This window comes from Xenorhabdus aichiensis (genome assembly GCF_028598775.1).
Lineage (GTDB): Bacteria > Pseudomonadota > Gammaproteobacteria > Enterobacterales > Enterobacteriaceae > Xenorhabdus > Xenorhabdus bovienii.
Window position 1 is genome coordinate 64,210 of sequence record NZ_JAQRFO010000002.1, and the last position, 15,533, is coordinate 79,742.

A 15,533-nucleotide genomic window follows, 5' to 3' on the forward strand; every position below is an offset into this window, starting at 1 on the left:
TTTTTTACATTTAGGGGATTTTTTCATGAATAAGAAATCAATAGCCCAATGGTTCATTTCTGATGAACTCTGGCAGAAAATTGAACCCTTGCTCCCTCCACATAAAACCCATCACCCTTTGGGCTGCCATCGTCGCCGTGTCGATAATCGGGCCGCTATGAATGCTATCTTTTTTGTGTGACGAACCGGATGCCAGTGGAATGCCCTCAATGCTACAGGGATTTGTTCTTCAAGCAGTGCCCACCGCCGTTTTCAGGAATGGGTGGCGGCAGGCGTCTTTGAGCGACTCTGGCAAAATGGCTTACTCGCCAGTGAAAAAATAGGGGCTATCGACTGGGGCAAATTGGCACTGGATGGCTGTTTGACTAAAGCGCCCCTGGCCGGCTCAAAAAAACAGGCCGCAACCCAACAGACCGGGGAAAACAAGGCGTAAAGCGAAGTTTGCTCACGGATGGACAGGGCTTGCCATTAGCGATTGCCGTTGCGCCCGCTAATATTCATGATATCAGACTTGTTATAGCCACCCTGGACGGTTTACAGACAGGACGCCGGGGTTATGGCACCCAACTCCATCTGGATAAAGCTTATGAGGCGGAATGGCTGGAAAAAGAATTAAAAACTCGTGGATACGTCCCCTGCATACAATCAAGAAAAGAAGAACAAGATGCGCTGGCCGAACAAGATGATTTTAAAGTGAATCGTTGGGTTGTTGAAAGGACACACAGTTGGCTTAATCGTTTTCGTCGTATTCTGGTCCGTTGGGAAAAACGGGTTGAAAATTATGAAGCCATGCTTCATTTGGCTTGTAGTTTAATTGTCTGGAATATAATCCTATTGGGATAGGCTCTAAATTTATAACTCACATTATGTAGATTACAACAGTATATACTCTTTTAATTTAGTCTCTGAATTTTTTAATAATTCCATAGTAATAGATGCTGATGTAGTATTATTAGACAATATTTTCTTCCCATTAGACAGAAGTTCTTATTATGTCATTGAACGGCCAGAAAGCATTGATAAAGAATGGGTACCTATGTTAAACAAAAATGGAATAACTGAAAGCATGCAAATCAGTAATATTAATGCTCCTTCTCTTCTTGGCATATCTTACTGGAATACATTTGCATGTGATATTATAAAAAAAGAACTTCCTAAGTATCTAGATAATGAGACATTAGAAAATAGTAAACTTTATTGGGATAATATACCAATCGCTCTGCTAGATAAAATAGAAGTTAGTATCCACTTGGTAGAAAAAACACACGCCGCTGAAATGGATACTGTAGAAAATTACAACTATATCTGTAACTATCTGATTAAAACATGCTAAACATCGTCTTATTCGAACCAGAAATCCCGCCTAACACGGGAAACATCATTCGCCTTTGTGCCAACACGGGCTGCCAGCTTCACTTAATCCAACCCTTGGGTTTCACGTGGGATGACAAACGCCTGCGTCGCGCAGGGTTGGATTACCACGAGTTCGCCAACATTAAACAACACCATGATTTCCATGCTTTCTTGGAAAGTGAAGGTTTAAGTCCGGTGAACTCACAATCCCCTACTGGGGTGCGGTTGTTTGCCTTAACCACAAAAGGCACGCCAGCGCACAGTAATGTCAGCTATCGGGATGGTGATTACCTGATGTTTGGCCCAGAAACCCGTGGGTTACCCGCTTATGTGTTAGATAATATGCCAACAGAGCAGAAGATCAGGATCCCTATGCTATCAGATAGTCGCAGTATGAATCTTTCCAATTCTGTGGCTGTGGTGGTTTTTGAAGCATGGCGGCAGTTGGGATATTCAGGGGCGTTATTGCGGGATTAATATTAGGCCATTCAGCGCTTGTATCACGCTGAATGGCCTTAATTCTTTATTACAAACAGCGATCGGATCTCAAATCCCATCCCCATACTCAAACCCATTACTGATACCATTAAAATGCTGGTTCATATCCAGTGATGGTTTGTCACTTTCTGGTTTACCCACAATCCGCGCCGGTACGCCCGCCACGGTGGTATGAGGCGGAACAGGACGTAAGACAACAGAACCCGCCCCAATTTTTGCGCCACGGCCAATTTCAATATTGCCGAGGATCTTAGAGCCAGCACCAATCATCACCCCTTCACGCACTTTCGGATGACGATCCCCGCCCGCCTTACCTGTACCGCCAAGTGTGACGGATTGCAGAATGGAGACATCATTCTCAACAACTGCGGTTTCACCAATCACAATACCGGTTGCGTGGTCGAGCATGATACCGCAGCCAATTTTCGCGGCTGGGTGAATATCGACACCAAAAGAGACGGATATCTGATTTTGCATGTAAATCGCCAACGCCTGGCGCTCTTGCTTCCAGAGCCAGTGTGCTATGCGGTATGCCTGTAATGCATGGAAACCTTTAAGGTAGAGTAGCGGTGTTGAGTATTTGTCCACGGCAGGGTCGCGCAGGCGAACAGCTTTGATATCACGGGCTGCCGAGCCAATCATCTCTGGATCGCTGCGATAGGCATCTTCAACAACTTCTCTGACCGCAATCGCAGGCATAATCGGTGTTGCCAGTTTATTTGCCAGCATATAGCTCAGGGCACTACCAAGGTTTTCATGCTTGAGTAATGTCGCGTGAAAAAAACTGGCTAACATGGGTTCACAATCAGCCAGTACTCTCGCTTCATTTTTTATATTTTGCCAGACTTCGTTCAGTTCTTCTCGAGACATAGCAATCATTCTCATTTGACTGTTTCCCGCCCTAATTGGACTTACTTCCCACGGTACACCTTGATACATCGAACGAGGACTTACGGCTATTTTAGCTAACTCAAGAGTTAAGGCTTTCTCCCTCATCTCTTGTCGCTCTGCCCAATAATGTCTGGGCTGCTTCGATAACGTTCTTATTACAATATAGTATCTGATAGATCTGCTCTGTAATCGGCATTTCAACACCGGCTCGTTCTGCCAATGCCCGAGCTTCTTTGGTATTACGATAGCCTTCAACAACTTGCCCGATCTCATGTTGTGCATCGTCAACGCTGATACCTTGTCCCAGCATCATGCCAAAACGACGGTTACGAGATTGGTTATCAGTACAGGTCAAAACTAAATCACCCAATCCGGCCATACCCATAAATGTCGAAGGATCAGCCCCTAATGCGATACCAAGGCGACTCATCTCGGCCAAGCCTCGGGTGATTAATGCTGTGCGAGCATTTGCCCCAAAACCCATACCATCAGATATCCCGGCACCAATTGCAATAACATTTTTTATTGCGCCGCCAAGCTGCACGCCAATGAAATCTGGGTTTTTGTACACACGAAAACTTTTGCCGCAGTGAAAAAGCTGCTGGAGTTGTTCGCCAAATTCAGGTGTCGTCGCAGATACAGCAATCGCGGTCGGCAAACCTGCCGCCAGTTCTTTGGCGAATGTCGGGCCAGATACCACCGCCAATGGGATTTCGTTACCTAATATCTCACGTGCCACATCCTGCAATAAACGCCCGGTTTCGGCTTCAAGGCCTTTCGTTGCCCAGACAATACGGGAGTCCGGTTGTAAATGTGGTTTTATCTGCTGTAACACATCCCCGAAAACATGGCTGGGAACCACGATCAGAATATTACTGCTGGTTGAAACCGCATTCTTCAGGTCTGCTTCAAGCAATAAGTTATCAGGGAAAGAAATATCCGGCAAAAATGCCTGATTGCAACGCGCCTGCTGCAAAGCGTGGATATGCTGAGGGTTATGCCCCCAGAGCACGACTTCATGCCCGTTGCGAGCCAGTGTGATGGCTAAAGCGGTGCCGTATGAACCGGCACCGATGACTGTCATGGAAGCGGTATTCATCAGGCTTCCTGAGTAGTCTCACTAGGCTCAGACTGTTCAGCCTGCTGTTGCAGGTAATTCATGAACAGTGCATCAAAGTTGACTGGCGCCAGGTTCAGTTGTGGGAAAGTACCACGGCCCACTAGGCTGGTGATGCACTCACGGGCATATGGGAACAGAATGTTCGGGCAATAAGCGCCTAAACAATGTGCCAGTTGGGTTCCATCAATACCGTCGATAGAGAAAATACCCGCCTGCTGAACTTCACACAGGAACGCCGTTTCTTCCCCTAATGCTGCCGTGACGGTAACACGCAGAACAACTTCATAGACTCCCTGAACTAATTCATTGGAGGCGGTATCCAAATCCAATTTGACTTCCGGCTGCCACTCCAGCTGGAAAATCTGAGGTGCCTTCGGTGCTTCGAAAGAAACGTCTTTCGTGTAGATACGCTGGATCTGGAAAGCCATTTCGGTGTTGTTTTGTTCTGACATAATGATTTTTACCTTGTTAAGACGTCCTGATTAAACCTTGATGGTGTAAGCATACCGCTTACACCTGTGTTCGTTATTTTTTGCCGCGGGCCAATGGCAGATTTTCACCTGACCACCCAGTAATCCCCTCTTTCAGGGAATAAACCTGTTCAAAACCAGCTCGGATCAGATGCTCAGCCGGCGTTCTGGATTCCAGCCCATTCGCTGAAACCACAATGACAAGCTGTTTTTTATGCTTTTCAAACTCACCCAGATTATTTTCTTTAATCTCAGATGGCGTCAGGTTAACGGAACCAATAATATGCCCTCTGCGGAAATCGTCACGGGAGCGTAAATCCACGACGATAGCATCTTCCTTATTGATGAAATGGATAGCCTGTGCACGAGTGATCTCTTTACTCTTGGAGAACACGCTTTTTGCCGTCATGACAATGACAGCCACCAGCAATGCAATCCAGGCAAGGCTCAGGATCGTGTTCCGGCTAATAAATTGCATGATTTCTTGCAGCATGGGGGGAAACAACTCCCGTTAGTTAATAACAAATATCTAAGGTAGCAGAGTATACCTGTGTGCTGCGTCAATTACAGCCAATTAGCGCCAACCCAGTGCAGATTTTGCGGAGAGTTTCGAGAAAAAGTAAAAATCCTCGGATATCCATTTGATTGCCATGCTTCGCCAAAATATTTTATGTCACACTGAGTCGACACAGGATTTTCACCAATAAATGGGCTAAATTAACTAAAATTTATATTATTTAAAAAGATAAAAAACAGTCTGTTCTCTGGTCAGAGGCAACCCCTCATGAAATAATCGGACACGATATGTTAGGCAAGGTACTCAATAAGATGGCTGATAGTAAGGATCTAAAAAGCCGTAATCATCGGCAGAAGCAGGATCAATGGCAACCCCAAAACAGAAGCTTATTGCTCTGTATATTGCTGTTTGCCTTTTTCAGTACAGATACCTTTGCCAATCAGATTTCAGAGAATAAAGACCAGCTCAAGGATATTCAGCAGGATATTGCCGAGAAAGAGAAAAGTGTAAAACAGCAGCAAAAAAAACGCACTAATCTACTGAGTCAATTAAAGGAACAAGAGAGCACAATCTCAGAAGTGGGGCTTTCTCTACATGGCACCCAAACCCACCTGAATAAACTGGGCAATGAGATTACATCACTGAATGCAAATATCAAACGCCTGCAAACGCAACAAAAAGAACAGCGTCGGCTGCTTGCCAAACAATTGGACTCAGCCTTCCGGCAGGGAAATCACCAAGGGTTAGAACTGCTGTTCAATGGCCAGGAAACTCAACGCAAAGAACGGATACTGGCTTATTACAGCTATCTGAATCAGGCGCGTCAGGAAACGATCAACAAACTGCAAAAAACGACCGAGCAGCTTAACCAGCAAAAAAAGCTGCAACTGGAAAAACAAAATGAGCAGAAAACGATACTGAGCAGCCAAAAGCAACAAAAGCAGAAAATGGAAGTTGCCCATATTGCACGGCAAAAAACGTTAACGGAGCTTGAATCTTCACTGCAAAAAGATCAACAAAGTCTGACCGAACTTCGGCAAAATGAAGCCCAGCTAAGAAACAAGATTGCCAAAGCAGAGCGAGAAGCCAAAGCCCGTGCTGAACGTGAGGCTCGTGAAGCCGCACGCGTCCGCGCACAAGTCGCAGCCAAGCAGAAACAGGCTCAACAGAAAGGCTCCCGCTACAAACCGACGGAAGAAGAACGCTCGCTGATGGCTCGAACGGATGGGCTTGGTCGCCCGGCCGGGCAGGCAATCTGGCCAGTACGCGGTCGAATCATTCATAGTTTTGGTGAGGCAATACAAGGTGAGCTGCGCTGGAAAGGGATCGTCATTGCCGCAGCAGACAATACGGAAGTGAAAGCGATTTCAGATGGACGGGTACTGTTGGCAGACTGGCTCCAAGGCTATGGTTTGGTTGTCGTAGTGCAACACGGCAAAGGAGATATGAGCATTTATGGTTATAACAAAACGACGCTGGTCAGTGTTGGGCAACAGGTACGAGCCGGGCAACCTATAGCGTTGGTTGGCAGCAGCGGCGGGCAGCAGCAGCCTTCACTGTATTTTGAGATCCGCCGCCAAGGTCGGGCGGTTAACCCATTACCGTGGTTAGGAAAATAGGGGAAGAGAAAATAATGGTGAAGTCTCGGTTAATAAGGCGAGTTATCCCGTTCACACTGTTATTTTGGATGCTCCTGTTTTGCCTATCATTACTGTTTACCCTGAATGCTCATGCCACACGTCTGGCCATTGTTATTGATGACTTTGGCTATCGTGTTCAGCATGAAAACAAGATATTACAAATGCCGACGGCGGTTTCTATCGCAATATTGCCAGATTCCCCACACGGCCGGGAAATGGCGCAAAAAGCCCATAAACAAGGCCGGGAGATTTTGATCCATCTGCCAATGGCTCCACTCAGTAAACAACCATTGGAGAAAAATACGCTGCATCCTTCCATGAGCCGAGAAGAAATTGGCCGTATTATTCACGATGCCATACAGAAAGTTCCTCATGCCACGGGCGTGAATAATCATATGGGCAGTGCAATGACATCCAGTCTTAATGGCATGGAGAAAGTGATGCAAGTGTTATCTTCTTACCGCCATCTCTACTTTCTGGATAGCGTGACCATTGGCAAGACACAAGTCACCAAAGCAGCGATGGGAACGCCCGTTCAGGTGCTCCGCCGTCATGTTTTTCTGGATAATGTGCAGACAGAAGCAGAAACTCGGCATCAACTCAATCGAGCCATTGCTCTTGCCCGTAAGCAAGGTTCTGCCATTGCCATTGGGCACCCTTACCCAACCACGGTTCGGGCCTTACAGCAAGCACTCGCAACTTTACCTGGCGATATTGAACTGGTAACACCCAGCAGGCTGTTAAACCCCACTTCAGCGAGCCAAAACGATCACCAGATTGCACGTAAATGTGCAAAACCTCATGAGCCAGAAACCGTACCTGCAACCAAACTGGATTATCTCAAGAGAGTAGGCAACGCATTAACGCACAATGCTATTGTTGAGACGTTGAGTCAGCACATTAATAAACTTTTGGGAAAAACATCAAAACAACAAGAAGTGCTACACCATGCAGGAAAAACAGAGTCTCCGCAAAAAGATAAAACAGTACAAGGCAACACAGGCGCCCGTACAACGACAGACGCCTGTGCTGATTTTTAACGGCTATTCCAGATAGTCAGTTAATCCCAATTCAGGATCACTTTGCCAGATTGCCCTGAACGCATGATATCAAAGCCTTTTTGGAAATCATCAATCGAGAATTGGTGAGTGATAATCGGGGTCAGATCTAAACCAGACTGGATCAATGCCGCCATTTTGTACCATGTTTCGAACATTTCACGGCCATAGATCCCTTTGATAAACAGCCCCTTAAAGATGACCTGATTCCAATCTATCGCCATATCTGAAGGTGGGATCCCCAACAGGGCAATGCGCCCACCGTGGTTCATGGTATTCAATAAGGTGCGGAATGCCTGTGGCGCGCCTGACATTTCCAGCCCTACATCAAAACCTTCTGTCATACCTAATTCTTTCATGACATCGGTCAAATTTTCCTTACTGACATTCACGGCACGGGTGACACCCATTTTACGCGCCAAATCAAGCCGGTATTCATTAACATCTGTAACTACGACATGACGTGCACCGACATGCTTACACACCGCCGCCGCCATAATACCAATCGGGCCGGCACCAGATACCAGTACATCTTCCCCGACCAGATCAAAAGACAGCGCAGTGTGAACAGCATTGCCAAACGGATCAAAAATAGCGGCGAGTTCATCTGGAATATTGTCAGGAATTTTGAAGGCATTAAATGCCGGGATAACCAAATATTCCGCAAATGCACCCGCACGGTTCACGCCAACGCCGGTCGTATTACGGCACAAATGGGTACGCCCACCTCGGCAGTTACGGCAATGACCACAGGTGATGTGGCCTTCACCAGACACACGGTCACCGATGTTGAACCCTTTGACCTCCTGACCAATCGCGACGACTTCACCGACATATTCGTGCCCTACCACCATCGGCACAGGAATCGTTTTCTGAGACCAGTCATCCCAGTTATAGATGTGCACATCCGTACCACAGATGGCGGTCTTACGAATTTTAATCATCACATCATTGTGCCCCAGTTCCGGTGTGGGCACATCCGCCATCCAAATACCTTCTTCTGGCTTTAATTTTGACAATGATTTCATAGTGATACCTTATGCAATAACATTCAACTGTTTACCGATACGGATAAACGCAGCCACCGCATGTTCGATTTGCTCTTCGGTATGGGCAGCAGAGATTTGGGTGCGGATACGTGCCTGATCTTTCGGAACAACGGGATAGAAGAATCCAATCACATAGATACCTTCTTTCAGCAGCTCGGCCGCGAATTCCTGCGCCAGTTTCGCATCGCCTAACATAACAGGGATGATCGCGTGATCTGCACCAGCCAGTGTAAAGCCTGCGGCGGTCATTTTTTCACGGAACAGGTTGGCATTTCTCCACAGACGGTCACGTAATTCGTCGCCATGTTTCAGCATATCCAACACTTTGATGGAGGCTGCGACAATGGAAGGCGCCAGTGAATTGGAGAACAGATAAGGGCGTGAACGCTGACGCAGCCATTCAACAACTTCTTTGCGTGCCGCAGTATAACCGCCAGATGCACCGCCCAGCGCTTTACCGAGTGTGCCAGTGATAATGTCAACGCGACCCATGACATCACAGTATTCATGTGTACCGCGTCCACCTTTGCCAACAAACCCAACGGCGTGGGAATCATCAACCATGACCAGCGCATCAAATTCATCTGCCAGATCACAGACCGATTTCAAGTCAGCAATCACACCGTCCATTGAGAACACCCCATCGGTTGCCACCAGGATATTCTCCGCACCGTCTGCTTTTGCTTTTTCCAACTGTGCTCTTAATTCCTGCATATCATTATTGGCATAGCGATAACGCTTCGCCTTGCACAAACGAATGCCATCAATGATCGAAGCATGGTTCAGAGAATCTGAAATAATGGCATCTTCCGGCCCGAATAATGTTTCGAACAGGCCGCCGTTCGCATCAAAACATGAAGAGTACAGAATGGCATCTTCCATACCCAAAAATTCAGCTATTTTATTTTCCAGTTCTTTATGGGAGTCTTGCGTACCACAGATAAAACGAACAGACGCCATGCCAAAACCATGGCTATCCAGTCCCGCTTTTGCGGCAGCGATCAGGTCAGGGTGATTAGCTAACCCTAAATAATTATTGGCACAGAAATTAATAACTTGGCTACCATCGGCAACGGTAATATCGGCATTTTGCGCAGAAGTGATGATACGTTCATTTTTGAATAACCCTTCCGCACGGGTTTGTTCCAACTGCTCATTCATTTTCTGATAAAAAGACGCTGACATTTTTCTCTCCTGAATACCTGAATAAGTGAAAGGCGTGGTGTATTTTACTTATAGATCCTGCCAGTGACGACACAGTGAGAAAGATAATATCAACTTTGTAAAGCCGATCACGGCCTGGAGGCTGATATGCGGCAAGATCTCAGGATTTTCCCCTGTTTAAGCTGCTGTCGTCAGGAATGTTAAGTGCTATTATACGCATCAAAGATAAAGTGAACTGACTATTTAGAGGTGGGCCAAATGATTATTGTCACTGGCGGCGCAGGGTTTATTGGCAGCAATATCGTCAAGGCACTGAATGACGAAGGCTATAAGGATATTCTGGTTGTTGATAATCTGAAAGACGGCACAAAATTCGTCAATCTGGTCGATTTAGATATCACCGATTATATGGATAAGGAAGATTTCATTGCCAGTATCGTTGCGGGTGATGATTTTGGCGATATTGATGCCATTTTCCACGAAGGCGCGTGCTCATCCACAACGGAATGGGATGGCAAGTATATGATGGACAATAATTATCAGTACTCCAAAGATATATTGCATTACTGTCTTGAGCGCCAGATCCCTTTTCTGTATGCCTCTTCGGCTGCAACCTACGGCGGCCGCAGCGAGAATTTCATTGAAGAGCGTCAGTATGAAAAACCTCTCAATGTTTATGGCTACTCCAAGTTCCTGTTTGACCAGTATATCCGCGACATTTTGCCACAGGCGGAGTCTCAAATTTGTGGCTTCCGTTATTTCAATGTTTATGGGCCACGCGAAGGGCATAAAGGCAGCATGGCTAGTGTCGCCTATCATTTAAACAATCAAATTCACCAAGGTCAGAATCCGAAATTATTCGCCGGTAGTGAACATTTCCGCCGCGATTTCATCTCTGTCGGTGATGTTGCCGCAGTGAATCTGTGGTTCTGGAAAAACAGCGTTTCTGGCATTTTTAATTGTGGTACGGGCCGCGCCGAATCTTTCCAAGCTGTTGCCGATGCCGTTACCGAGTTCCATACAGAAAAATCCCCTGTCGTGGAATATATTGAATTCCCAGAAAAATTAAAGGGACGCTATCAGAGTTTTACTCAAGCTGACCTGACGAAACTTCGTGCTGCAGGTTATGACAAACCATTCAAAACCGTTGCCGAAGGCGTCACTGAATATATGCAATGGCTCAATCAGGATAATTAATCGACCTCTATGAAGATATTGGTGATAGGCCCATCATGGGTGGGTGACATGATGATGTCACAAAGCCTCTACCGAACCTTAAAGGCTTTGTACCCTAATGCAGAAATTGATGTCATGGCACCTGCATGGTGCCGCCCATTACTGGCAAAAATGCCAGAGGTTAACCAAGCTCAGGCAATGCCGTTAGGGCATGGTACTCTCGGTCTGGGTGAACGCCGTCGTCTTGGGATCGCACTGCGCGAAAGTACATACGACCGCGCTTATGTGCTTCCCAACTCGTTCAAATCTGCCTTAGTGCCTTTTTTCGCCAATATCCCCCTGCGCATAGGCTGGCGTGGTGAAATGCGCTATGGCCTGCTGAATGACATCCGTGTCTTGGATAAGAGCGCCTTTCCTCTCATGGTTCAGCGCTATGTGGCTCTTGCGTATGATGGGAAAATGATGAGTGGTGCTGAGGATCTTCCCCAACCGCTGTTATGGCCTCAGTTAGATGTCAGTGATGAAGATATTGCAGAATCAACAGCAGCGTTTAATATCGCTGATCATCGTCCCATTATTGGTTTTTGCCCAGGTGCAGAATTCGGCCCGGCAAAACGCTGGCCACATTATCATTACGCTGCCCTTGCCGAACAATTGATCACCCAAAAAGGCTATCAGATCTTGCTGTTTGGCTCTGCCAAAGATCACGAGGCCGGTGAAGATATTCGAGCACTGTTGAGCGAAGATGCCCGTGAAAATTGCCTCAACCTTGCGGGACAAACTTCTCTTGAACAAGCCGTTAATATCATCGCAGCCTGTGATGCCATCGTCACCAACGATTCAGGTTTGATGCACGTTGCGGCGGCCTTAAATCGTCCTCTCGTCGCGTTATACGGCCCAAGTAGCCCGGATTTTACGCCGCCGTTATCAAACAAAGCAGAAGTGATCCGCCTGATCACGGGTTACCATAAAGTCAGAAAAGGTGACAGTGCGGGTGGCTATCATCAAAGCCTCATTGATATTCAACCAGAGCAGGTCTTGACCTCATTGGAGAAACGGCTACAGGCGGAGAACCAGAATTAATGCGGGTTTTACTGGTAAAAACGTCTTCAATGGGTGATGTGCTACATACCCTGCCTGCATTGACGGATGCAAAACAGCACTTTCCCAATATCCAGTTTGATTGGGTAGTGGAAGAAGGATTCGCCCAGATCCCGACATGGCACAGTGCCGTTGAAAATGTGATTCCCGTTGCTATTCGCCGCTGGCGAAAAAATTGGTTTAGAAAAGATATTCGTGAAGAGCGGGCGCGGTTTAGGGAAACATTACGGCAAAACCATTATGACGCCATTATTGATGCCCAAGGGCTGTTAAAAAGTGCCTTTCTGGTGACACGCTTGGCACATGGCTCAAAACACGGCTATGACAGAAAAAGTATCCGCGAACCACTGGCCAGCTTTTTCTACGATCACCGTCATGCAATCAGTAAACAGCAACATGCGGTAGAGCGTATCCGTGCATTGTTTGCTAATAGTCTGGGTTATCAAAAACCCACAGAGCAAGGTGATTATGCCATTGCCTGCCACTTTCCGAACTCACAGATTAAAAACCAAAGTGACTATCTGGTTTTCTTACACGCGACCACCCGTGATGAAAAACATTGGCCAGAAAACCACTGGCGGCAACTGATTGCAGAGATCCAGCCAACAGGTATACGTATCAGGCTGCCTTGGGGGGCAGAGCATGAACACCAACGGGCATTACGGTTAGCAGAAGGTTTTGCTCATGTCGATGTGTTGCCAAAATTAACACTGGCTGAAGTTGCTCAAGTATTGGCAGGCACAAAAGCCGTGGTTTCTGTTGATACCGGGCTGAGTCATCTCACTGCCGCCCTTGATCGCCCGAATATCACTCTGTTTGGCCCCACCGATCCGGGTTTAATTGGCGGCTATGGAAAAGCACAGTTTCCCCTGAAATCGGGGGAAAATACGATGCAAAGCATTGCACCACCGGAAGTGATGCAGCTGTTACAAAACGTATTAAAATAATACCTTGCCTAGCGGAAGTGTAACGCACCAGCGATTTTTATACTCAAAAGTAGGATTACCCAATGAGTAACGCATAGTTTTATCTGCTTCCTGACACTGTGCTTTTGCTTCTTGGGTATTAACCCACATCAAGATACTGCCAACGCTAAGGTCAGCATATTCGGGATCATACCCGCCATTGATCGCATCAAATGAAATCCATTTAGGGCTATCGGCGCGCAAGACAAAATCGTATGCGCAAGGGTTGCCATTGATCAATAACACATAGCCAAAGATATGCTCACGAAGCTCTGTGTACATTTCAAGCAGATGCTTTCGTTGTTCAGCCGAGTGATTGTAATCCCAGCGCTTTTGGTACAGATCAACATAGATATTCACCAATTCTTCTGCACTGAATTCACTCGAAGGGCGAATTTCTCCTCCCGCTCGCTTGAATTTGTTGATCTCGTTGCTGCGGTTACGGCGGGTTTTGTAAGAAAAGCTGTCTTTGATCAGACAGATTTTTCGTTTGTTGAAAAGAGTGTAGCTGGCATTAATAAAATTACTTTTATGAACAGGTGATAATCTTTTTGATTTTATTGGTAAAAATAATTTAGTATTCGCCGAGATAGGAAAAATTACTTCATCATAAGGTAACGGATATATATCCTGTATTTTCTCTATTAATTTTTTGCTTTTGACGAAAAAATAGGCCCCTTCAATAGCATTTTCTCTTTCTTTGATATAGAAAAAGAAATGAATATCTTCAATATGTTGAGCCAAAAAAGAGACAACATTAGGGTGTGTCAATACCCCTCCACCTAAAAGAGTATGAGCTTCTTTATATCGTTCAAAATCGCATTCTTTCCAACCTAAAAGAAGTGATTTTATTTTTACCATAATTAATCCTATTAAATTCTATTACCACATTAAAATAATTTATTATTTCTATTTTACACAAAAATTACTCTAAGCAGTAGAAATATTTTTTACCGTTTATATCTTATAATAAATATTATATATTAATATAATTAATAATATCCTTCAGGAAAACAGTGTATGCATAAGTGTAGTCTTTTCAGTAAACTATATTCCTATACCTAGATCGGTGATTTAATGACACACTCTTGGATAAAAAATATAGTGTACACTCCAAGCCATAACCAACAGCAGTGATATAAAGATGCGTTTATTTATCTATTCTATGAAAGCAGTAATGGCATACAATACAATAGTATCCGATTTTTTTTGAAAAAATCAGACTAGGGAAACATTTATCTTAAACACCTTAAATTTCTCATAAAAGATAAACTCTATAAATAAAAATTTCATGGTATATTTCTGGGAAAAAGCTAAATATAGGGCCTGTTTATTCAGGCCTTATATATCATTATTGGATTATATTTTTTCTCTTTGTAAAAAATAACCTTATCAAAAACCAAACCATTTTATTTCTTGACATTATTACCTTCAATCTTAACAGTTCCTTTTTTTTCAAAGGAAAAGTACCTTGGTTAGGATATGAAAGAGTAGAAATGAAATTTGATAGCTCATGATTTTTTCCAGAAATAAGTAGCTTCCACATAAAAGATATTTTAAGACTTAAAATTTTTGAAGCTATTTTCCCCATAAAATCCTTGCGATTTTTTTTATGATAATTTATATTCATTTCATAATAAATAGTGTCCCACGCTTGAATTTCATTTATATAGTCCTTCAAAATCCATTTTTTATTCATTATAGAATCACCTCTATAAATATAATTATATAGATATTCAGGGACACATGAAAAACCAGTTTTACATATACACATTAAAATGAATAACACATCTTCACCAACTATTAATTTCTCATTAAAAATGAGATTATTATTTAATAGAAAACTACGTTTTATTAACATGCAACAAATATCAAAATAGTCAAAATTCATATAATTTATTGCTATATCATCCATATTTGTATAATTATTTGAGAAGGTAACTTTGTTATTTTTATTAATTGTTTTATTCAAACAAAAGACAATATTATTATCTTCCGTAGTTTTTTTCAACATACTCTCTATAAAAGTAGGTTCTATAAAATCATCACTATCTAAAAATGCAACATAATCTCCAGTGGCTTTACTTAACCCTAAATTTCTTGCCGAGGAAATACCTTTATTTTCTTGAGATAAAAAGAAGATATTTTTATGCTTCCTTGCTAATTTTGTTATAATATCTAATGTATTATCAGTTGAGCCATCATTAATAATGATTATTTCTATGTTTTTATGCGTTTGCTCTAAAACACTACTGACAGAATTAATTATAAACTTTTCAACATTAAATGCTGGTATTATAATTGAAATCAAACAATTGTTCATATACATAATATCAATACTCTCTCTTTTTCACAAAAAACCAACAATACTATCATAATATATAACCAATTTATCTAGCATAAAGATAGCGAATACCTAAATTATTGATACGTAATCCATAAAAAAATTACTAAGTTAGTCAGATATAGATGCTACTGCTACATAGATATTCACCAAGCTACACAACATATCATACACTGTTAGAAATATT

At 43.9% G+C, this 15,533-nt stretch carries 15 protein-coding genes and 1 pseudogene; 8 read left to right on the top strand and 8 right to left on the bottom strand.

Translation table 11 applies throughout. The annotated features are described in order from the left end of the window. Positions 1-25: 25 nt before the first annotated feature. From PSI22_RS01620 to trmL, 3 genes and pseudogenes are all read left to right on the top strand, one after another. A pseudogene (locus tag PSI22_RS01620) lies at positions 26-843 on the top strand (IS5 family transposase). Between the two features lie 193 nt (positions 844-1,036). Beyond that, positions 1,037-1,333, top strand: coding sequence for a glycosyltransferase family protein (locus PSI22_RS01625; protein ID WP_273578118.1), 297 nt, complete (start codon positions 1,037-1,039; stop codon positions 1,331-1,333). Next, the gene (trmL, locus tag PSI22_RS01630; RefSeq protein WP_046337739.1) at positions 1,327-1,830 is read left to right on the top strand and encodes a tRNA (uridine(34)/cytosine(34)/5-carboxymethylaminomethyluridine(34)-2'-O)-methyltransferase TrmL; all 504 of its coding nucleotides are present in this window, start codon (positions 1,327-1,329) and stop codon (positions 1,828-1,830) included. The genes PSI22_RS01625 and trmL overlap by 7 nt, the downstream gene beginning before the upstream one ends. Positions 1,831-1,899: 69 nt before the next feature. Here the strand turns inward: trmL and cysE are convergent, their stop codons facing one another. From cysE to PSI22_RS01650, 4 genes are all read right to left on the bottom strand, one after another. Continuing rightward, entirely contained in the window at positions 1,900-2,721 is an 822-nt protein-coding gene (gene cysE, locus PSI22_RS01635) for a serine O-acetyltransferase (protein WP_273578120.1), read from the bottom strand. Between the two features lie 100 nt (positions 2,722-2,821). Next, entirely contained in the window at positions 2,822-3,841 is a 1,020-nt protein-coding gene (gene gpsA, locus PSI22_RS01640; protein WP_273578122.1) for an NAD(P)H-dependent glycerol-3-phosphate dehydrogenase, read from the bottom strand. Then, positions 3,841-4,314 carry a protein-export chaperone SecB gene (gene secB, locus PSI22_RS01645; protein ID WP_273578124.1) on the bottom strand — a complete coding sequence of 158 codons (474 nt, stop codon included), beginning with the start codon at positions 4,312-4,314 and terminating at the stop codon, positions 3,841-3,843. Before secB ends, gpsA begins: the two co-directional genes overlap by 1 nt. Positions 4,315-4,387: 73 nt before the next feature. Further along, positions 4,388-4,825 carry a rhodanese-like domain-containing protein gene (locus PSI22_RS01650; RefSeq protein ID WP_038197805.1) on the bottom strand — a complete coding sequence of 146 codons (438 nt, stop codon included), beginning with the start codon at positions 4,823-4,825 and terminating at the stop codon, positions 4,388-4,390. A gap of 335 nt (positions 4,826-5,160) precedes the next feature. Here PSI22_RS01650 and envC point away from each other — a divergent pair, with 335 nt between their 5' ends. Next, on the top strand, positions 5,161-6,468 hold the full coding sequence (gene envC, locus PSI22_RS01655; RefSeq protein WP_273578126.1) for a murein hydrolase activator EnvC: 1,308 nt from the start codon (positions 5,161-5,163) through the stop codon (positions 6,466-6,468). A gap of 14 nt (positions 6,469-6,482) precedes the next feature. Beyond that, entirely contained in the window at positions 6,483-7,529 is a 1,047-nt protein-coding gene (locus PSI22_RS01660; protein WP_370688972.1) for a divergent polysaccharide deacetylase family protein, read from the top strand. Positions 7,530-7,549: 20 nt separating this feature from the next. Here the strand turns inward: PSI22_RS01660 and tdh are convergent, their stop codons facing one another. Both tdh and kbl read right to left on the bottom strand, forming a co-directional pair. Next, a complete protein-coding gene (gene tdh, locus PSI22_RS01665; protein ID WP_273578128.1) occupies positions 7,550-8,575 on the bottom strand; it encodes an L-threonine 3-dehydrogenase in 1,026 nt (341 codons plus the stop codon). A 9-nt stretch (positions 8,576-8,584) separates the two neighbouring features. Beyond that, positions 8,585-9,781 carry a glycine C-acetyltransferase gene (gene kbl, locus PSI22_RS01670; RefSeq protein ID WP_273578130.1) on the bottom strand — a complete coding sequence of 399 codons (1,197 nt, stop codon included), beginning with the start codon at positions 9,779-9,781 and terminating at the stop codon, positions 8,585-8,587. A gap of 237 nt (positions 9,782-10,018) precedes the next feature. Here kbl and rfaD point away from each other — a divergent pair, with 237 nt between their 5' ends. Genes rfaD through rfaC form a run of 3 tightly spaced genes read left to right on the top strand, consistent with a single transcriptional unit; the run spans position 10,019 to position 12,984 of the window. Continuing rightward, entirely contained in the window at positions 10,019-10,957 is a 939-nt protein-coding gene (rfaD, locus tag PSI22_RS01675) for an ADP-glyceromanno-heptose 6-epimerase (RefSeq protein WP_273578132.1), read from the top strand. Positions 10,958-10,966: 9 nt separating this feature from the next. After that, on the top strand, positions 10,967-12,019 hold the full coding sequence (gene rfaF / locus PSI22_RS01680; protein WP_273578134.1) for an ADP-heptose--LPS heptosyltransferase RfaF: 1,053 nt from the start codon (positions 10,967-10,969) through the stop codon (positions 12,017-12,019). Beyond that, a complete protein-coding gene (gene rfaC / locus PSI22_RS01685; RefSeq protein WP_273578136.1) occupies positions 12,019-12,984 on the top strand; it encodes a lipopolysaccharide heptosyltransferase RfaC in 966 nt (321 codons plus the stop codon). The genes rfaF and rfaC overlap by 1 nt, the downstream gene beginning before the upstream one ends. Here rfaC and PSI22_RS01690 read toward each other — a convergent pair. Continuing rightward, a complete protein-coding gene (locus tag PSI22_RS01690) occupies positions 12,976-13,863 on the bottom strand; it encodes a GNAT family N-acetyltransferase (RefSeq protein ID WP_273578138.1) in 888 nt (295 codons plus the stop codon). The two genes, rfaC and PSI22_RS01690, sit on opposite strands and share 9 nt — an antisense overlap. A 490-nt stretch (positions 13,864-14,353) precedes the next feature. Continuing rightward, entirely contained in the window at positions 14,354-15,331 is a 978-nt protein-coding gene (locus PSI22_RS01695) for a glycosyltransferase family 2 protein (RefSeq protein WP_273578140.1), read from the bottom strand. Between the last annotated feature and the right edge of the window lie 202 nt (positions 15,332-15,533).